Source organism: Oceaniferula spumae, from assembly GCF_042849255.1.
Classification (GTDB): Bacteria; Verrucomicrobiota; Verrucomicrobiia; order Verrucomicrobiales; family Akkermansiaceae; genus Oceaniferula; species Oceaniferula spumae.
In genome coordinates this window covers 4,370,914-4,387,586 of record NZ_AP026866.1, presented here as the reverse complement: position 1 = coordinate 4,387,586, position 16,673 = coordinate 4,370,914, and the positions used below count along the sequence as shown (strand labels likewise).

The following is a 16,673-nucleotide window of genomic DNA, read 5'->3' as shown; positions in this document are numbered from 1 at the left end:
TGTGGTTAGTTTTGTTCCGATGTGACGTAACCGCTGGTTTTATCCAGTCGGTTCATCAGAAAGCTGTAGATGATGAGTAACAGCACAAAACAGATGATCGATCCCTGCTGAGCCATCCAGAATCCGAAGGGGGCGTTGCCGACCATGGGGAAATGAGCGTCGAGCCAATCGCGGAACAAAATGCCGCAGCCAAAACTAACCGTAAACCATACCAGTAGAATGCAACTCAGGATGGTGATGTTTTTTTTCCAGTAAAGGGAGCCTTGCGCGGCAGTCTGGGCGGATGAAGGATCGGGAGGTGTGTTTTCGCTCATAAATGAATAGCTATCCCCCACGCATACACATTCGTCGGGCTCATGGGAATCGTGAAATCAAAAAATACTGACACCTCTCCCCCCTTTCCTAGCGTCGCATGAGTTGACAAATCGGCAGTCGCGTGGGATCACTCCGTCATGCAGACCGAGATCATTACCAATCGCGAAGTCAACGCCGTGCAGATTCCAAGCGGCGACCCATTCACCCTGCCTGCCGGCACAGCCGTGATCATCACTCAAACTCTGGGTGGCTCATACACCGTGGCAACGCAGTCTGGACTGGCTCGTATTTCTTCTGACGACGCCGATGCGCTGGGAATTGATCCCAACGAAAAAGAAACCAGCAGCGGCGAAAGCCTACCGGACGACGCCAGCCAGGAAGACAAGGTCTGGCACCAGCTGAAGCAAGTTTTCGATCCAGAGATCCCCGTGGACATTGTCAACCTCGGTCTCGTTTACGACTGCACCATCGCCGAGGAAGACGGCAAGACAGCGGTCAACATCAAGATGACCCTAACAGCACCCGGATGCGGCATGGGCCCAGTGATCGCTGCGGATGCTCAAGCGCGCGTGATGACAGTCGACGGCATCGATGAAGCCAATGTGGATCTTGTCTGGGATCCGGCATGGAACCAGGACATGATCTCCGAAGAAGGCCGGATGAAGCTGGGCATGGTTTAAGCATCCCTTTCTCAAAAAGAAAAAAGTCCGCATCAGCTAGACTGATGCGGACGTTGGAAATGAATCAGGCGGTCCGATGATCGCCTTTTACTTGACTACGCATTGCGCTTCCGGCGCAGCAACATGAGCGAAGCTGCGGAAAACGCCAGTAATGCGGATGACGGTTCTGGCACTTGCGCAAATGCAACCTCGCCCAGGCCAACACGATCGCCGCCTGGGGTCCCCCCTTGGAAGCCCCTCCAGTTATCAGTGATAGTCATCTCGACATACTGAGCCGTCACACTCTGACCAAAGACATTGCTGTCACGTGGGGTTGTGGCGAAATCCGCCTCAAACGTAGGGTTGAATGTAATACTCGTGCCGAAGGCTCCTGTGCCTTCAGCAGCAGTCGCAAAGCGTAAAGAGAAATCTTTTGCTCCATTGGTATTCCCTGTGTCGTACCCCCATGTGCTGATTTCAGTCAGCAAAACATCGGACCCAAGGTCAAAAACAATGACAGGTGCTGGGGCTACTGCATAGTAATCGCCATTTCCATTAGGGTTGTTAGTCACCCAAGCTCGTCCATTCGCACCTACTGCAGCCTGATCGTGAGGTGCGGAAGCATCGTATCCAACTCCCGGTCCTTCAATCAGCTCGGACAGTTGATAGAAAGCGACCGAGTTCGAAGAACCAACGCTTGAGATCGTGTAAAATGTAGCTGCGTTAACGCATAAAGCGGCACCGGCAAGCATGGAGGAGACAATGAATGTGGTCTTCATAAAGTTTAGCTAATTTGTTCAACCCAATGTTCTCAATGGGAATTAGGGCGAAGCCTACTGATTAACTCAGAAGCTCACAATCATAAACTTAGGAAAAGCGGCTACACTAAATCGCAGTAAGTTTCCGAAATTATGTCTCAACAGGCTGCCCAGCTGTCAAAACCTATGCACACGCTGCAAGTTCAGATTGTGGGTACTGGACCTAGCGGACTGGTGCTGGCGTTATGGCTGGTGAAGGCGGGCGTGGCCTGCGGTCCTTTGAACAAGGGAACAACACGAACTACGATCTATTGACTCTGTTAGACAATTCACTGAACAGCACTGGATCGCCGATAGTGAACGCGGCTGGGATAATTTCACCAAATCCATCGGCTTTCATTAAAACGCGGTTACCCTTTTCAGCCAGACGGTATCTTGCCATTATACATGTTCAGAATCGCGCATTGAGCAACTGGCGCATTTCTTCTAACGATTCTCCCTTTACGGCAGAACTTGGACACAAAAAAAGAGGCTACCTGAAACGGCAACCTCTTTTCTGATGGAGATGAGACGTGACTACTTACTTAGCTAGCTCGGCTTGCTTCGCCTTCGCTTGATCGAGCACTTTGCGGATGTACTTGGCAGGGATCACCACGGGTGCCGCACCTGTGCTTTTGATAGACACAGTAAGACCTACAAATTCGCCAGCCGAAGTGAAGACAGGATTACTCATCGCGACACCTTGGCAAATGTAGATGGTGCGAGGACGAGAAACGATAGCTGCCACCGTTCCGATGGTGACTCGCGCCTCTGAGCGCAAAGTTTCGGACATACGGCCGATGGAAACCAACTCATCGAGATGCTGTACGGTGATGTCCTTGGAAATATCTACGACCTTCACTTTGAAATCTTTGGCCGTTTCTCCCTTGGGATCGATGGCCACAAATGCCAGGCCGAGGTCCTCGTCATGCAAAACAAGTTTGGCATCGTATTCTTCCCCCGAGGCATCAACCAACTTGAGCTCGGAGAGGTCAGTTTCAATTTTTAGGCCTGGACGATTTCCGACACTGGAAGCGACATCGGGTTTGAGGGTACGATAAGCCACGGCAACAAGACCATCAGCGATGACAACACCGTTCGTGTGCAGCGGTTTATCTTGGTTTCCGGCAGGCTTACCGTTCATGCTGGCCTCGACTTTGAGTAAGCCACGGACACCGATCACGGACGGTGCATTATCGGCGAACACCTTACGGGCATCCTCTTTGAAGTCGGCGGACACCGGAGCGATGGTCGCAAAGGCGATACCAAATGCGGCGATTAATTTAGCTGTGTTTTTCAGTTTCATGATTTTTTGTTAGATTGTAATTAACGGGACTATTTCTTTTCCCAAATCGGGTGAATTTCGACGAAACGTGTGAGCTTACCACGCTTCACAAGCAGTACGATGTAGTCGTTTTTGTTAGACTCGATCACATCCAGTTCTTTTTCAAGCATCTCTAGAGAGGTGACTTTTTTACCGTCGATCGTGAGGATGACATCGCCACCAGCAAGACCGGCGAGTGCAGCCCAACCAGCACGCTCTACGCTGTCTACATAGACACCCTGATCGATCTCGGCCTCGGTGGCATTATCTTTTGCAGGTGCGCGTAGTGTGCACTCGAGAGTTTTATTAATCAGCTTGCGGTATTCCCGAGCAGGTTTGGGAGCGGGTTCGAGTGGGCATTTGATCTTCTTGTCTTTGCCTGCACGAATAACATCAAAGGTGATGGTTTCATCCACTGGGTATTCACGAATGAGACTTTCAAAAACGTCACTGTCACTTTCGCGCTCGGCACGGATGACCTGACCATCCGCCTTGAGCAGTAAATCTCCTTTTTGAAATCCTGCCTCAGCAGCTTTTGAGCCTGGAATGATCTGAGTGATGCGAACCCCCTTCTTACCAGGAATTTCTAACAATTTTGCCAGATCCTTGGTGATGACCTGAGTCTGGATGCCGATCCATGCGTGCTCTGCTGCAGCGGAGTTAGATTGGTTCGGACCTTTACCCAACTCGACGATGGTGGCTAACAGCTCACCCTTCCGCTCAAACTCGACGATGGTATCAACGCCGCCGTTTTCTCCGGATTTCTCTTTGAGGCGATCCGCCGTGACTTTTTCAAGATCTTCCAGAGTTTTGATTTCCTGTTGGTTGACAGCAAGAATGAGATCCCCCGGAGCGAGGGACGGTTTAGCAGCGGCGGATGGACCAGCTTTACTTGTGCTGGAAACCCGAACCCCATTGGTGTTGTCACGCTTGAGCGCCAGAGCACTGCGTTGGGTGAGGTCACGAGCAGTGATCCCCCATGCATCGAGTGAAACATCTTTACCACGAGCCGCTGAGCGCTCGATCGTCTTCAGCGAAGTGGTGTGCTCTTTACCATCTCGAACATACTTAATTTCGACCGTCTTACCGACAGGAGTTCCGAGTTCAACACGATTGAAAAGCGGCAGGTGTTCGGGAGCCGTGGCGTCCACTTCCACCCCGTCAAAACTTGTCACAATATCACCAGCCTGTAAGCCCGCACGATCTGCTGGAGAGTGCTCAACTACGGCTGCTGTTAGAACTCCTTTTCCTTCCTTGCGTGATTCAAGTCGGGGCTGAGCCAGCAGACCCGTCCATGATCTTCTGACCCTACCGTGAGCGATCAGCTCATCAGAAACATACTTGGCGATGTCCGCAGGGATAGCTCCACCAAGGGAACCTAGGCCGATTTCATTGACCCCGATAATTTCACCGCGAAGATTAACCAATGGTCCTCCACTGTTTCCGAAATAAATCACGGCATCGTGACCAATCCAGCGAACGAGATCTCCAACCTTTTCGCCATCTTGGGTCAGCCCACTCGAGTTTCCAGGTGCGATCATTTCCAAATTGGCTACCACACCAAGAGTCACTGATTGGGAAACACCAGCTGGTGAGCCCATGGACATCACAGTATCGCCGACAGCAAGAGTTTTAAAATCGCCAAACTTGGCAACAGGCAGAGGTTTCATGCTATCAGGCACTTGATCCATATTCATCTTGATGACACAAAGGTCGGTCTGGGGATCAGTGCCGATGACAGTGGCATCAACTTTGGTTTTGTTTGAAAGTCTGACCCAAACACGTGTGCCATTGCCTGCGACGTGGTGGTTGGTCAGAATATAACCGTCTTGATGAATGATCGTCCCCGAGCCAGTGCCTCCGGCCTTTTGCATCCGTCCATCCTTGGCTGACTCCATGATCACGTGGATGCGCGCCAGCGAAGGATAAACCTTCGCGATGGCAGCATCGATGATGGCTTGGTCGGCCCGATCAGCAGGAGTCACCACAGCTGGGTCTGCCATTGCGCTGAAACTCCCGCAAAGGAGTAGCCCGAGAGAAAAAAGGTGTGTTTTCATGATTATCAAAAAGTAACAGGGGGAATTGCCCAAACTGTATGCCCTCTCAGCGACAACAAACCAGAGCTTTGTCTACGTCAATGAATTCGATCTAAATATCCACGAAACACTTGGTTTCACTCTTCTTAATAGCACTTACCTCCCAATACTCAGAGATAGCTAAAAGCTGCTGAATCAATCTCTCTGATTGAGGCGATTGAACTTGCTAGCTCACCCTCCAATTTGTTTGAATCTAGGTAAGTTCGGATTTTTTCGATAAATCGCCACCCCAAATCAAATGAATAAAAAACTCACAATTTGTTTCGCAGCCATGGCCTCAGCGACAGCGGCTACTCAAGCCTCACTCAGCTGGACCGGCGGAGGGGACCAAATCTCGCTCTACCAAGAATCGAATTGGCAAGATGATAACGGCAACACACCCGCTGCAAATACGATCAATCCGAATACAGCCGTGACAGCAGCAACCGGCGGATTGATTGAGATCACCTCGGGAAATGGACAACCAAGTAACTTCGGAGGAACATTCAACGTTGGATCTGGTAACAGCCTCACCGTGATTGGCAAAACCCTCGCGTCCGGGGGAAATTCACCTGTTATCGGTGGCGGGGGTGGAACATCGCTCACTCTGGGATCAGGCGCTACCATGAGTCTCGGAAACGTTAGTAATTTCGGAACCATCAACGCATCCTCGGCAACCGTTGACTTGTTCAACGTGACCGGTGCCACCAACGTCAGCGTCAATAATGTAACTGGAACCATTCGTAGTCTAACAATGGGATCAGGCACTGTTTCCTTCGTGGGAACCGGCCCGTCATTCACGAATGTCGATTTTACAGGCGTTACGGGCAACATTGCCAATATGCAGATCAATTCAGGGTCACTCAATATCAGCGGAGCAAACCCGACTTTTGGTAATCTGACGCTCTCCAACTCCAGTGCCACAGTAGCAAGCCTGAGCTCATCTGCCTCATTTCCCTCGGAGATATATCTTACAAACGGATCATCCTGGGAATCAACTTTCATCACCAACAACACAACGCTGTTTGTCGATGGAACCAGTACTATGGAATTGTTTGGCTCAGGTGATCCAATCAACTCTCAGACAAACCCCACTTCGGTTCATCTTGCGTATGGAGCCAAGCTAACCTTGTCGTCCCTTGCTGAATTCACCCAGCAAGGAAATGAAATTTTTGTGAATGGAGTTTCCTTCAACTCAGACAACAGCGTGTTATCCTTTAACGGCACAACAGCAACTGCAGTCCCTGAAGCTTCATCCGCCGCTTTGATCGGTTTGGCTGGCCTAGCACTGATACTCCGCCGCAGAAAATAGTGCTTCACAGGATCACAGCCTACGAGGCTCGATGCACCCCGTCAGAAACGGTCCAGTCTTTTCGGATAGTAGAGCTATCCTCTCCTAGAGGTATCCTGATAATTGGATTCTTGCATGACGTAGCACATTGTTACGACTGAAGATTCACCAAAGAAAAACCCGGACCGCGTAGAATGCGATCCGGGTTTGATAAAGTAGTTTGGTCTAATCTGGTGGCCAGAATTAACCGTTGTAGATCCAGTAGGAAACACCGACGACTACGACGATAGCGATGAATACCCAGAGGTAAACCATGGTGCCGCTGGATGCGCGCTCGCCTGTGTTCTGGAGGCGATCGTAGCGTCCTTTGATTTTCCCTTTGCGGAGGAAACCATCGTAGTTGCGCTGCAGAAGGTGGGTTTCCACCTGACGCATGAAGTCGAGTAGCACACCGACGATAATCAGTAGACTGGTTCCACCGAAGAAGGAGGTTACCAAGAATGGCAGTTCACTGCCAATGATACCTCGCGGCATCTGGGAAACAATCCACGGCAGGATGAAGATGATGGTCAGGAAGATGGCACCGGCAAAGGTCAGACGGGTCATCGTGAAGTCGAGGAAGTCAGCCGTAGGCTTGCCAGGACGAACACCGGGAATATAACCACCGCTGCGTTTCAAGTTCTCTGAAATCTCACTAGGCTGGAACATGGTTGCTACCCAGAAGTAGGAGAAGAAGAAGATCATTACACCAGCTACCAAGTAGTAACCGAGTCCGCCACCAGCGAGCACGTCTTGGATTTTCCGTGACCACTCAGCGGTCGGGAATGCAGACTGAAGAACGAAAGTTGGCAGAGACAGAATCGCTGTAGCGAAAATGATCGGCATCACACCGGCATAGTTCACTTTCAGTGGCAGATACTGGGTCTGGCCGCCGAGCTGTTTACGGCCCATGACGCGCTTGGCATACTGCACGGCAATTCGGCGCTGTGCTTGGGTAATGGCGATCGTGGCGGCGATAACGAAGATCAGGAAGGCCACCAAGAATACCAAGAAGGCTGCAGCACCAGGGCCTGCATTTCCGGATACAAGTGTCTGCCAAGTGATCACCAAGGCACCAGGGAGGGCCGAAATGATGTTCACGGTAATGATCAGCGAGATACCGTTTCCGAGACCACGGTCCGTGATCTGGTCACCAATCCACATTAACAGCAGTGTGCCAGTGACGATGGTAAGAACGGTCATGGCAATGAAGCCAACACCATGGTTAGGCACCACTTCACCAAACTTGGCAATTCCTTGTAGGCCGGGAATATTACCAGGATTCTTCAAACTGATAGCAAGAAGGTAACCTTGCACCAAAGCAATGATGATGGTGATGGCACGGGTGTATTGGGTGATTTTCTCACGGCCACCGTCTTCGCGAGCCAGCTTCGAGAGCTTCGGCACGACTGCGGTCATCAGCTGCATCATAATCGAAGCAGAAATGTAAGGCATGATACCGAGGGCAAATACCCCCATCTTCTGAAGGCCACCACCTGAGAAGAATCCCAACATGGCACCAACGGCGGCTCCTGCGCCTTGGTCACCACCTTTGGCCTGCTTGTCAGCAAGGTAGTCAGAGATGACGCTGGCATCGACCCCTGGAAGAGTGACGTGAACACCGAGACGGATGATGACAATCATCGCCAGGGTAAAGAGAATGCGTTCCCGAAGTTCCGGGACTTTCCATGTGCTCGCAAATGCGGAGATCATTGGTATTTGTTAGTTATCAGTTAAAAAGTTATCAGTTTCCAGCAATCCGGAACGAAGGGACTACACCCTTTGAAACTTATGCTAGACGCGCAGGGGTTATACGCATGAAGAGGAAGTGCGCAAGCACTTCCCCTTCAAAATTGTCAGTTATTTCATTTCGCGAAGCACGGTGCTGAATTAGCTGGCTTCTGCGACAGATCCGCCGGCTTTTTCGATCTTCTCCTTGGCCGTTGCGCTTACTTTGCAGCCTTCAACGGTGATTTTTTTGGAGATGTCACCATTACCGAGAACCTTGACGGCATCGTAGGTGCCTTTGACCAGGCGTGCCTCTTTGAGAGACTCCATGTTGACAGTGGCGCCGTCTTCGAAGCGATCATTGAGAGATGCTACGTTGACTACGGCGATCTTGTCTTGGAAACGGGTGTTATTGAAACCGCGCTTTGGAAGACGACGGTGAAGTGGCATCTGACCACCTTCGAAGCCTGGGCGAACGCCACCACCGGAGCGGGACTTCTGACCCTTGTGGCCGCGACCGCAAGTCTTGCCAAGGCCGGAGCTTTCACCACAGCCGAGTCGTTTGACCCGGTGCTTGGCGCCACGGTTTGGTTTTAGATTGTGAAGATTCATTACTTTATTGAGTTAGAGTTTAGAATTGAAGAGTTGAGAGCTTAGAGGCTCTCTTTGACTTTCTTGCCGCGTGCTGTGAGGACTTCCTCACGGGTGCGGAGCTGTGAAAGGGCTTTGATGGTAGCTTTGACAACGTTAGCGTGGTTGTTTGAGCCGAGGCTCTTACCAAGCACGTCAGTGATGCCAACTGCTTCACATACGGCGCGCACACCACCACCAGCAATAATACCAGTTCCGGGGCAGGCTGGCTTGAGGAGGACTACGCCACCACCGTGTTCAGCTTGAACTTCGTGTGGGATGGTTCCGTTGACCAGCTTGACACGCTGAAGTGAACGCTTGGCGTCATCACCACCCTTGCGGATGCATTCGATAACTTCCTGAGCTTTTCCGAATCCTACGCCTACGCGACCTTCTTTGTCACCGGAGACCATGAGGGCGGAGAAGCTGAAACGACGTCCACCTTTGACCACTTTGGCACAACGGTTGATGAAGACGACTTTCTCATGAAGTTCTTTGCCATCATCGGTCATTGGCTTGGGAGGAGCCTGGCGCTGTGGGCGCTCGCGGCGTCCGCCACGGCCACCTTGACCTCCACGTCCGCCACGGCGATCGTCAGATTTAGGTGCCTCTGCGGCTGCCTCTGAAGTAGGGCTAGCGGCTGGAGCAGCTTCGTTGGTTGGCTTAGCCTCGACTTCGGCGGCTGTAGGTGCACTTTTTTCTGTGTTATCAGACATGATAGATAAATAGGTTAGAATTGAAGTCCTGCTTCACGGGCAGCATCGGCGAGGGCTTTGATTTTTCCGTGGTAGAGATGGCCACCGCGGTCGAAAACAACCTTTTCGATGTTGGCTTCCTTGGCGCGCTTAGCGACGAGTTCACCGACTTTCTTGGCTGTTTCTTGGTTAGATGCTGATTTCTCGATAGCTTTATCGATACTGGAAGCGGCACAGATAGTGGCTCCAGCAACGTCATCGATGACTTGGGCATAGATGTGCTGGTTCGAATAGCTGACAGCAAGGCGTGGGCAAGCTGCGGTACCGGACACCTTCTTACGGATGCGGCGGTGAATACGCTTGCGAACTTCTTTACGATTGAGAGTGCTCATTGGCTAAAAATAGTTAGTAGATTATAATGTTAGTTAGGGCACTAGCTTACTGGACGCTCTTACCGGCTTTACGACGAACGCGCTCACCTGCGTAGCGGACACCTTTTCCTTTGAACGGCTCAGGTGGATAGTAGCGACGAACTTCGGCGGAGAACTGACCAACGAGTTGTTTGTCGATGCCCTCCACTTTGATGTTGGTGTTATTGTCCACAGTGACGGTGAGGCCCTCTGGGATCGGGTGAAGGATCGGGTGGGATTTGCCCAGGCTGAGGTCGAGCTCGTTGCCCTTCACGGCAGCACGGAAACCGACGCCCTGAATTTCAAGTTGCTTGACGAAGCCAGTACTAACGCCCTCGATCATGTTGCTGATGAGGCTGCGTGATGTTCCGTGCAGAGATTTGCTGCGGCGGTGTTCATCAGCACGCTTCACAGTGACGGTGCCATCTGATTCCTCGAGAGTGATGCCTTCTGGCATGGTCCACTCGAGTTTGCCCTTAGGGCCTTCGACAACAACGGTGCCGTTGCTGTCTGACTTTACGCTAACCTTCTCGGGCAGCGTGATATCTTTTAATCCAATACGTGACATGGTATTATTCCTCTTTGTTAAATAGGTTAATGAACTGTGCGGTGATTACCAAACGAATGCGAGAACCTCGCCGCCGAGTTTTTCCTTACGAGCATGAGTGCCTGTCTTCAGACCTTTGGAGGTAGAGACGATGGAGATGCCGAGGCCATTGAGAACACGCGGGATTTCTCCTGCACCAACATAGCGACGAATTCCAGGTTTGGAAACGCGCTTGAGATCTGTGAGAACGGGTGTGCCGTTATCAGAGTATTTAACTTTGACTTTAAGTTCTTTGAACTTGCTGTCTGTGTCTACCTCGTAGTTCCAGATGTAGCCTTCGGCTTCGAGGATCTTAGCGATTTCCTCTTTGATTTTGGAATGCGGGGCGGTGAAAAACTCGTTGCCTGCGCTAGATGCGTTTTTCAGGCGGGTGAGAAAGTCAGAAATGGGGTCACTTAAAACTGCCATAGTGCTTGTAATTCGTTAGATGGTTATAATTTGCGATCTACTGATTAAGCAGCAGCTTCGTCGTCGGATTTCTTGGTTTCACGGAACGGCATGCCGAGTGCTTTGAGCAGCGCGCGGCCTTCGTCGTCTGTGTTGGCGGTAGTGACAAAAATGAGGTCAAACCCAAGTTGACGCTTGATTTGATCAAGCTCGATTTCAGGGAAGATTGACTGGTCGTTGATACCAACAGCGTAGTTGCCGCGGCCATCAAAGCTCTTGGGTGAAATTCCGCGGAAGTCACGGATGTTAGGAGCGGTGATGTTGATGAAGCGGTCAAGGAATTCCCACATGTGGTTGCCACGGAGTGTGACACGAGCACCTACTGCTTCACCTTCACGCACTTTGAAGTTAGCCACACTCTTGCGAGCGTATGAGATGCTAGGCTTCTGGCCGGTGATCTTGGAGATGTCTTCGATAGCGTCTTCCACGGCTTGTTTACGATCGGATGCGGATCCGACGTGGGTGGTGACGACGATTTTTTCAAGTGCGGGCACTTGGTGTGGGTTGGTGTATCCCAGGTCCTTCTTGAGGGCGGGAACAACCTTGTCCTTGTAGTAGGTCTGTAGTGTTGGTTTCATAGTTGCGGGTCAGCTTATTGTTTTATTGGGTCGCTTAAGCGCGTTTGGTTCGCACTGCCATTCCGTAATGGATCAGCAGCACTGAGATGCTTAGGAGATTTTTTTGACGTTGGAAATGGCGATTGGGCCATCTTGTTCGAGGATGCCGCCGTCCGGGTGTTGCTCGGACTTGCGAACTGCCTTCTTGATGACACGGGCGCCTTCGACGACGACCTGGCCTTTGGTAGCATTAACGGAAAGCACGGTTCCCTGCTTACCTTTGTGGTTACCGGCGATGACTTCGACGGTGTCGCCTTTTGCGACGTGGGTCTTGATTCTCATAGTCTTGGAAATGGTTGAGATTAGATTGCTTGAAATTAGAGAACCTCGGGAGCGAGGGAGACGATTTTCATGTAACGCTTCTCACGCAACTCACGGGCAACTGGTCCGAAGATACGGGTGCCTTTAGGGTTACCGTCTTTGTCAATGATGACAATGGCGTTGGTGTCGAAGCGGAGCACAGAACCATCCGCGCGGCGGACTGGGTATGCGGAACGCACGACTACAGCCTTAACCACCTCACCTTTTTTGATGCTGGCGGTTGGGATAGCTTCACGCACGTGGGCGGTGATAACATCGCCGACACGGGCCACCTTGGTGCGCTTGCCGATCACGCCAATCATCTTGGCGACGCGAGCGCCGGTGTTATCGGCGATTTGAACTTTGGATTCCATCTGGATCATAGCAGTAGAATAGGTGATTTGTGATTTGGTAGTTGGAGTGATCAATGCCGGGCTGTGCCGGCAAGTGATCTGAGAATTAGTGGCTGAGAACCTCTTGGAGCTTCCAGCACTTCTTCTTGGAAATAGGCTTGGTCTCGATGATGCTGACTTTGTCGCCGAGGGCGGCTTCGCCATTTTCATCGTGTGCGTAGAATTTCTTGGATCGTTTGATGATCTTCTTGAAACGTGGGTGAGGCACGCGGTTGGTGTATTCGACGACGATGGTTTTATCCATGGAAGTTGAGACTACGATGCCAACGCGGGTTTTGCGCAGTCCGGCAGGCTTGGTGTTTGATTCGCTCATTGGAAATGAATGTTAGTTGGTTTAGCTAGGATCCTAGGTTACGCCTGTTGAGCGCGCTGCTTGAGGATGGTCTGCACACGAGCTGTCTCGCGACGAACGAGGCGACGGCGTGCGGTGTTCTCCAGCTGCCCTGTCGCCTGTTGGAGGCGGAGGTTGAGCGCCTCTTGCTTGAGGTCACGCAGACGGCTGGTGAGCTCCTCAGTGGAGAGCTCGCGGATTTCTGAGTTTTTTGTCTGAGCCATGGCTTAGGAATGTTGAATTGTGAATGTTGAATTGTGAATTCTTTAGCCGTGGTTACCACGGACGACGAAACGGGTAGGAACGCCGAGCTTGTAGGATGCGAGACGCAGAGCGCCTTTAGCAGCAGACTCGGAAACACCGGCGACTTCGAAAAGCATGGTGCCAGGGCGGATCACGGCTACCCATGCCTCAACGGCACCTTTACCTTTACCCATACGAGTTTCTGGTGGACGGCCGGTGATTGACTTGTGAGGGAATACACGGATCCAGACTTTTCCTTTACGCTTGAGCTGACGGTTGATGGCCACACGGCAGGCTTCGATCTGACGGTTGGTCATCCACCCGCGTCCGAGGCACTGAAGTCCGAAGTCACCGAAGCTCACTGCGTTTCCGCGTTGGGCGTTACCGCCGCGGTTTCCGCGCTGTGTCTTGCGGAACTTCACTCTTTTTGGCATTAATGGCATGATATTATCCTCCTATGTAAATGTTATAATGTTCGGGAGATCCGCGGATTAACGAGCGTTATTGCGGTCGCGGCGCTGTCCGCCACGGGGGCGTCCTCCGCCTCCTCCTTGTTGTTCTGTTTCTTCCTTCTTATTGATCCAAGTCTTGATGCCAATGATTCCGTAAACGGTAGAGGCTTCAGCGAAACCATAATCGATAGGCACACGCAGTGTCTGAAGTGGCACTTTGCCTTCGCGATACCACTCGGCACGGGCGATGTCAGCACCACCGAGGCGACCTGCGCAGCGGATACGGATACCTTCGGCACCGAACTCCATGGCGGTCTGGATGGCACGCTTCATAGCGCGGCGGAAAGCAATACGACGTTCAAGCTGGATGGCGACGTTCTCACAGACAAGCTGGGCATCAAGCTCAGGCTTACGGATCTCGAGGATGTCGATTTTCACCTGGGAACCACCGCAAAGCTTGCTGAGGTCGTTGGTCATTTTCTCGATCTCGGAACCTTTGCGACCGATGACAAGACCGGGGCGGGCTGTGGAGAGGGTGACGCGGACGCTGTTCCAGGCACGTTCGATGATGACCTTGGAAATGCCGGACATGTGAAGACGCTTCTTGATATACGCGCGGATTTTGAGGTCCTCGTGAAGTTTATCAGTGTAGTCGTTTCCAGTGGCATACCACTTGGAGCGCCAGTCTTTGGAGACGGCGAGACGGAACGAGATCGGATTGATTTTCTGGCCCATGATGTAGTGTATTTTTGAAAGTTAGATGGAAAAGCGATTACTCAGCATCTTTGTTGTTGTCTTCGGCCTTTACTTCCTCAACTTCGACTGGAGCTTCCTCTTTCTTAGGAGCTGCAGCTTTCTTGGCTTTGGCTTTTGGCTTGGCAACGACAGTGCGTTTCTTCGGCTTGGAGGAGCGTTCGCGTGGCTCCGGGATTTCTTCCTCGTCGGTGAGGATGATGTAAAGGTGGCTGGTGCGTTTACGGATAGCGCCTGCGGAACCGCGGGCACGTGGTTTGAAACGCTTGAAAGTAGGACCATCGCCCACGGTGGCTTCCTTGACGGTAAGATCATCGGCAATCAGCTCGTGGTTATTCTCGGCATTGGCAACAGCACTCTTAAGAGTCTTGCCGATGAGAGCGGCAGCTTTACGAGGTGTGTAGGCAAGCGCATCAAGGGCGTCTGAAACAGGCATTCCTTGAATGGCACGGGCAACATCACGGGCCTTTTTAGGCGAGATGCGGGCGTATTTGTAAGTGGATTTAACTTCCATCGGTCTAGTGGTTGAAAAGTGAGTTTGTTATCGTTGTTCGGTTTTTACGGATGCGATGTCGCCTGCGCGGATCTGGTCCTTGGGATTGTCGAGCTCTGTGGGTAAGACGCCACTGAAGTCCTTGCGGGTCTCAGCGACGACAGCCTCAGCCACCTTACGGTTGCCGCGCATAATGGCGAAAGTCATACCGCGTCGAACGGACTGATTCTCACCTGCATTAATAACCAGCAGGCCGCTTTCGGCGTCGATACTGATGATTTTTGCGTGTTGCAGACTGCCTAGGGCCATCTGCGGACGCGGCTTTTGCACTAAACCTAGGGCGGCGTCAAGCTCTCTAATTGAAGTTTCCAAACGAACCCGTGAATCAGGGTCCGCGGTAATGGCCGTGCGGAGGTATTCGCGCATGTTGGCCATGAGGTTGTGCACGGCTTTTTCCGTTGCAGTGTAACGTTTATCGAGCACTTCGGCGTTTTTCACCGCCTCAAGCAGGGCCTCCTGGCCACCGTTGAGAAGATTACTGCCGAGGGCAGCAAAACGCAGTCGGAGTTCGGTAACGCTCTTGCTGAGCTCGGCCTCGCGCTTTTTGGAAGCGGCGAGGTCACGGGCAAGCACGTGGTTTTGGTTTCGGGCTTTTTCAAGCTGACGTTCCAGCAGGCGGATCTGACGATCCTTGTCCCCCTCCCCATCAGCACTACCTGCTTGCGCCGCACACGGAACCACAGCGCCGAGGAGAAAAACTCCGGCGAGAGCTGAGGTGACGTTTGCGGTAAGTTGCATGCGGGTAATGAATGGGATGTTGGACGATGTTTCAGAAAAGCGGATTAGCGCTTACCGATACCACCGTGTGCCTTGAAGATACGTGTTGGTGAGAATTCACCGAGCTTGTGTCCGACCATGTTCTCGTTCACGTAGACAGTGACGAATGTCTTGCCGTTGTGAACGTGGAAGGTGTGACCTACGAAGTCCGGAGTGATGACGGACTTACGGCTCCAGGTTTTGATAGGCTTTTTGTCTTTGCTGGCTTCAGCTGCATCGATTTTAGCGAGCAACTTCTGGTCAACGAACGGGCCTTTTTTAAGTGAGCGTGGCATAATGAATTAGTAATTAAGAATTGGGAATTAAAAATGGCCTGCTACTTCTTCTTGCGGCGGGACACGATGAACTTGTTGCTCGGCTTGTACTTCTTACGAGTCTTCTGACCTTTGGTGTGACCCCAAGGTGAAGTGAGGTGCTGACGACCACCACCGGACTTGGACTTACCCTCACCACCACCGTTGGGGTGATCGACGGGGTTCATGCACATACCGCGGACTGTTGGGCGGATGCCCTTCCAGCGGCTGCGTCCTGCCTTACCGGAAACCTCGTTCATGTGATCGCGGTTACCGACCTGGCCGATGGTGCAAAGGCAATTGCCGTTGAACTTACGGATTTCACCGGATGGCATTTTAACCAGAGCGTGGCCACCTTCCTCACGGTTGGAGAGCACAGCTTGCTGACCTGCGGAACGAGCGATCTTACCGCCAGTTCCAGGAGTCATCTCGATGTTGTGAATCGCAGTTCCGAGAGGAACGCTGCTGAGCTTCATTGCGTTGCCCGGTGTGGGGGCTGCGCTGTCGCCAGAAATCACAGTAGCACCAACTTCCAAACCAACAGGGGCGAGGATGTAGCTTTTAACACCGTCTTGATACTGGATCAGAGCGATGCGGCAGGTGCGGTTAGGATCATACTCGATGCTGAGCACGGTAGCTGGCACGTCTTGCTTGTTGCGTTTGAAGTCAACGAGACGGTATTTACGTTTGTGTCCACCACCTTTGTGGCGACAAGTAATACGGCCCTGGTTGTTACGTCCACCGCTCTTTTTCAGAGGGCGAGTAAGGCTTTTTTCAGGCGTAGTCTTGGTAATCTCTTCGTAACTTGGCCACTCTTTGTAGCGGTTAGAAGGAGTTACTGGTTTGAATTTTTTCAGAGGCATGGTTCGCTATTGGGTTCGATGTTATCGTTTTTCAGCGGATGTGAAATGTAGGGTGTCGGTC

24 protein-coding genes are annotated in these 16,673 nt (G+C 51.9%); 3 read left to right on the top strand and 21 right to left on the bottom strand.

Annotated elements, in window-relative coordinates; all coding sequences use genetic code 11:
* Window positions 1–5: 5 nt before the first annotated feature.
* On the bottom strand, window positions 6–314 hold the full coding sequence (locus ACSPJT_RS18715) for a DUF4212 domain-containing protein (RefSeq protein ID WP_435894088.1): 309 nt from the start codon (window positions 312–314) through the stop codon (window positions 6–8).
* Window positions 315–452: 138 nt separating this feature from the next.
* Between ACSPJT_RS18715 and sufT the strand changes: the two genes are divergently transcribed.
* Window positions 453–995 (top strand): putative Fe-S cluster assembly protein SufT, encoded by a 543-nt coding sequence (gene sufT / locus ACSPJT_RS18710; protein WP_435894087.1) that lies wholly within the window; start codon window positions 453–455, stop codon window positions 993–995.
* Window positions 996–1,090: 95 nt separating this feature from the next.
* Here the strand turns inward: sufT and ACSPJT_RS18705 are convergent, their stop codons facing one another.
* Entirely contained in the window at window positions 1,091–1,753 is a 663-nt protein-coding gene (locus ACSPJT_RS18705; protein ID WP_435894086.1) for a PEP-CTERM sorting domain-containing protein, read from the bottom strand.
* 132 nt (window positions 1,754–1,885) lie between these two features.
* Here ACSPJT_RS18705 and ACSPJT_RS18700 point away from each other — a divergent pair, with 132 nt between their 5' ends.
* Complete coding sequence (locus ACSPJT_RS18700) at window positions 1,886–2,047, top strand: FAD-dependent monooxygenase (RefSeq protein WP_435894085.1); 162 nt, start codon at window positions 1,886–1,888, stop codon at window positions 2,045–2,047.
* 265 nt (window positions 2,048–2,312) lie between these two features.
* Here the strand turns inward: ACSPJT_RS18700 and ACSPJT_RS18695 are convergent, their stop codons facing one another.
* Both ACSPJT_RS18695 and ACSPJT_RS18690 read right to left on the bottom strand, forming a co-directional pair.
* Window positions 2,313–3,077: a hypothetical protein gene (locus ACSPJT_RS18695; RefSeq protein WP_435894084.1), complete on the bottom strand. Its 765-nt coding sequence runs from the start codon at window positions 3,075–3,077 to the stop codon at window positions 2,313–2,315.
* A 29-nt stretch (window positions 3,078–3,106) separates the two neighbouring features.
* On the bottom strand, window positions 3,107–5,152 hold the full coding sequence (locus ACSPJT_RS18690; protein ID WP_435894083.1) for a PDZ domain-containing protein: 2,046 nt from the start codon (window positions 5,150–5,152) through the stop codon (window positions 3,107–3,109).
* 277 nt (window positions 5,153–5,429) lie between these two features.
* On the opposite strand from ACSPJT_RS18690, the gene ACSPJT_RS18685 reads away from it, so the two are divergent.
* Window positions 5,430–6,482, top strand: a complete 1,053-nt coding sequence (locus ACSPJT_RS18685; RefSeq protein ID WP_435894082.1) for a hypothetical protein — start codon at window positions 5,430–5,432, stop codon at window positions 6,480–6,482.
* Between the two features lie 222 nt (window positions 6,483–6,704).
* Here ACSPJT_RS18685 and secY read toward each other — a convergent pair whose 3' ends face one another.
* The 17 genes from secY to rplB form a co-directional block, all read right to left on the bottom strand.
* The gene (gene secY / locus ACSPJT_RS18680) at window positions 6,705–8,213 is read right to left on the bottom strand and encodes a preprotein translocase subunit SecY (protein WP_435894081.1); all 1,509 of its coding nucleotides are present in this window, start codon (window positions 8,211–8,213) and stop codon (window positions 6,705–6,707) included.
* A gap of 177 nt (window positions 8,214–8,390) precedes the next feature.
* Window positions 8,391–8,840, bottom strand: a complete 450-nt coding sequence (gene rplO, locus ACSPJT_RS18675) for a 50S ribosomal protein L15 (RefSeq protein WP_435894080.1) — start codon at window positions 8,838–8,840, stop codon at window positions 8,391–8,393.
* Window positions 8,841–8,881: 41 nt separating this feature from the next.
* Entirely contained in the window at window positions 8,882–9,574 is a 693-nt protein-coding gene (rpsE, locus tag ACSPJT_RS18670; protein WP_435894079.1) for a 30S ribosomal protein S5, read from the bottom strand.
* Window positions 9,575–9,588: 14 nt separating this feature from the next.
* The gene (gene rplR, locus ACSPJT_RS18665) at window positions 9,589–9,945 is read right to left on the bottom strand and encodes a 50S ribosomal protein L18 (RefSeq protein ID WP_435894078.1); all 357 of its coding nucleotides are present in this window, start codon (window positions 9,943–9,945) and stop codon (window positions 9,589–9,591) included.
* A gap of 46 nt (window positions 9,946–9,991) precedes the next feature.
* Entirely contained in the window at window positions 9,992–10,531 is a 540-nt protein-coding gene (gene rplF, locus ACSPJT_RS18660; protein ID WP_435894077.1) for a 50S ribosomal protein L6, read from the bottom strand.
* 45 nt (window positions 10,532–10,576) lie between these two features.
* The gene (rpsH, locus tag ACSPJT_RS18655; RefSeq protein ID WP_435894076.1) at window positions 10,577–10,978 is read right to left on the bottom strand and encodes a 30S ribosomal protein S8; all 402 of its coding nucleotides are present in this window, start codon (window positions 10,976–10,978) and stop codon (window positions 10,577–10,579) included.
* A 44-nt stretch (window positions 10,979–11,022) separates the two neighbouring features.
* Entirely contained in the window at window positions 11,023–11,595 is a 573-nt protein-coding gene (gene rplE / locus ACSPJT_RS18650; protein WP_435894075.1) for a 50S ribosomal protein L5, read from the bottom strand.
* A 90-nt stretch (window positions 11,596–11,685) separates the two neighbouring features.
* A complete protein-coding gene (gene rplX / locus ACSPJT_RS18645) occupies window positions 11,686–11,916 on the bottom strand; it encodes a 50S ribosomal protein L24 (protein WP_435894074.1) in 231 nt (76 codons plus the stop codon).
* Between the two features lie 35 nt (window positions 11,917–11,951).
* Window positions 11,952–12,317 (bottom strand): 50S ribosomal protein L14, encoded by a 366-nt coding sequence (rplN, locus tag ACSPJT_RS18640; RefSeq protein ID WP_435894073.1) that lies wholly within the window; start codon window positions 12,315–12,317, stop codon window positions 11,952–11,954.
* A 76-nt stretch (window positions 12,318–12,393) separates the two neighbouring features.
* Complete coding sequence (gene rpsQ / locus ACSPJT_RS18635; RefSeq protein ID WP_435894072.1) at window positions 12,394–12,660, bottom strand: 30S ribosomal protein S17; 267 nt, start codon at window positions 12,658–12,660, stop codon at window positions 12,394–12,396.
* Window positions 12,661–12,698: 38 nt separating this feature from the next.
* Window positions 12,699–12,902, bottom strand: a complete 204-nt coding sequence (rpmC, locus tag ACSPJT_RS18630; RefSeq protein WP_435894071.1) for a 50S ribosomal protein L29 — start codon at window positions 12,900–12,902, stop codon at window positions 12,699–12,701.
* Between the two features lie 42 nt (window positions 12,903–12,944).
* Window positions 12,945–13,364 (bottom strand): 50S ribosomal protein L16, encoded by a 420-nt coding sequence (rplP, locus tag ACSPJT_RS18625; protein WP_435894070.1) that lies wholly within the window; start codon window positions 13,362–13,364, stop codon window positions 12,945–12,947.
* 48 nt (window positions 13,365–13,412) lie between these two features.
* Window positions 13,413–14,108: a 30S ribosomal protein S3 gene (gene rpsC, locus ACSPJT_RS18620; RefSeq protein WP_435894069.1), complete on the bottom strand. Its 696-nt coding sequence runs from the start codon at window positions 14,106–14,108 to the stop codon at window positions 13,413–13,415.
* Between the two features lie 37 nt (window positions 14,109–14,145).
* Window positions 14,146–14,640 carry a 50S ribosomal protein L22 gene (gene rplV / locus ACSPJT_RS18615; RefSeq protein WP_435894068.1) on the bottom strand — a complete coding sequence of 165 codons (495 nt, stop codon included), beginning with the start codon at window positions 14,638–14,640 and terminating at the stop codon, window positions 14,146–14,148.
* A 27-nt stretch (window positions 14,641–14,667) separates the two neighbouring features.
* Entirely contained in the window at window positions 14,668–15,417 is a 750-nt protein-coding gene (locus ACSPJT_RS18610; protein ID WP_435894067.1) for a hypothetical protein, read from the bottom strand.
* Window positions 15,418–15,461: 44 nt separating this feature from the next.
* The gene (gene rpsS, locus ACSPJT_RS18605; protein ID WP_435894066.1) at window positions 15,462–15,731 is read right to left on the bottom strand and encodes a 30S ribosomal protein S19; all 270 of its coding nucleotides are present in this window, start codon (window positions 15,729–15,731) and stop codon (window positions 15,462–15,464) included.
* A 41-nt stretch (window positions 15,732–15,772) separates the two neighbouring features.
* Entirely contained in the window at window positions 15,773–16,612 is an 840-nt protein-coding gene (rplB, locus tag ACSPJT_RS18600; RefSeq protein ID WP_435894065.1) for a 50S ribosomal protein L2, read from the bottom strand.
* Window positions 16,613–16,673 lie beyond the last annotated feature (61 nt).

Excerpts from the sequence above, each read along its gene's own strand:
- rplP (WP_435894070.1), bottom strand. The coding sequence starts at position 13,364 with ATGCCATTAATGCCAAAAAGAGTGAAGTTCCGCAAGACACAGCGCGGA.
- rpsQ (WP_435894072.1), bottom strand. The coding sequence starts at position 12,660 with ATGAGCGAATCAAACACCAAGCCTGCCGGACTGCGCAAAACCCGCGTT.
- ACSPJT_RS18700 (WP_435894085.1), top strand. The coding sequence starts at position 1,886 with ATGTCTCAACAGGCTGCCCAGCTGTCAAAACCTATGCACACGCTGCAA.
- ACSPJT_RS18715 (WP_435894088.1), bottom strand. The coding sequence starts at position 314 with ATGAGCGAAAACACACCTCCCGATCCTTCATCCGCCCAGACTGCCGCG.
- ACSPJT_RS18610 (WP_435894067.1), bottom strand. The coding sequence starts at position 15,417 with ATGCAACTTACCGCAAACGTCACCTCAGCTCTCGCCGGAGTTTTTCTC.
- rpsE (WP_435894079.1), bottom strand. The coding sequence starts at position 9,574 with ATGTCTGATAACACAGAAAAAAGTGCACCTACAGCCGCCGAAGTCGAG.
- rplN (WP_435894073.1), bottom strand. The coding sequence starts at position 12,317 with ATGATCCAGATGGAATCCAAAGTTCAAATCGCCGATAACACCGGCGCT.
- ACSPJT_RS18690 (WP_435894083.1), bottom strand. The coding sequence starts at position 5,152 with ATGAAAACACACCTTTTTTCTCTCGGGCTACTCCTTTGCGGGAGTTTC.
- rpsS (WP_435894066.1), bottom strand. The coding sequence starts at position 15,731 with ATGCCACGCTCACTTAAAAAAGGCCCGTTCGTTGACCAGAAGTTGCTC.
- rplV (WP_435894068.1), bottom strand. The coding sequence starts at position 14,640 with ATGGAAGTTAAATCCACTTACAAATACGCCCGCATCTCGCCTAAAAAG.
- rplO (WP_435894080.1), bottom strand. The coding sequence starts at position 8,840 with ATGAATCTTCACAATCTAAAACCAAACCGTGGCGCCAAGCACCGGGTC.
- rpmC (WP_435894071.1), bottom strand. The coding sequence starts at position 12,902 with ATGGCTCAGACAAAAAACTCAGAAATCCGCGAGCTCTCCACTGAGGAG.
- rpsC (WP_435894069.1), bottom strand. The coding sequence starts at position 14,108 with ATGGGCCAGAAAATCAATCCGATCTCGTTCCGTCTCGCCGTCTCCAAA.
- secY (WP_435894081.1), bottom strand. The coding sequence starts at position 8,213 with ATGATCTCCGCATTTGCGAGCACATGGAAAGTCCCGGAACTTCGGGAA.
- ACSPJT_RS18685 (WP_435894082.1), top strand. The coding sequence starts at position 5,430 with ATGAATAAAAAACTCACAATTTGTTTCGCAGCCATGGCCTCAGCGACA.
- ACSPJT_RS18705 (WP_435894086.1), bottom strand. The coding sequence starts at position 1,753 with ATGAAGACCACATTCATTGTCTCCTCCATGCTTGCCGGTGCCGCTTTA.
- rplX (WP_435894074.1), bottom strand. The coding sequence starts at position 11,916 with ATGAGAATCAAGACCCACGTCGCAAAAGGCGACACCGTCGAAGTCATC.
- rplB (WP_435894065.1), bottom strand. The coding sequence starts at position 16,612 with ATGCCTCTGAAAAAATTCAAACCAGTAACTCCTTCTAACCGCTACAAA.
- rplR (WP_435894078.1), bottom strand. The coding sequence starts at position 9,945 with ATGAGCACTCTCAATCGTAAAGAAGTTCGCAAGCGTATTCACCGCCGC.
- sufT (WP_435894087.1), top strand. The coding sequence starts at position 453 with ATGCAGACCGAGATCATTACCAATCGCGAAGTCAACGCCGTGCAGATT.
- rpsH (WP_435894076.1), bottom strand. The coding sequence starts at position 10,978 with ATGGCAGTTTTAAGTGACCCCATTTCTGACTTTCTCACCCGCCTGAAA.
- rplF (WP_435894077.1), bottom strand. The coding sequence starts at position 10,531 with ATGTCACGTATTGGATTAAAAGATATCACGCTGCCCGAGAAGGTTAGC.
- ACSPJT_RS18695 (WP_435894084.1), bottom strand. The coding sequence starts at position 3,077 with ATGAAACTGAAAAACACAGCTAAATTAATCGCCGCATTTGGTATCGCC.
- rplE (WP_435894075.1), bottom strand. The coding sequence starts at position 11,595 with ATGAAACCAACACTACAGACCTACTACAAGGACAAGGTTGTTCCCGCC.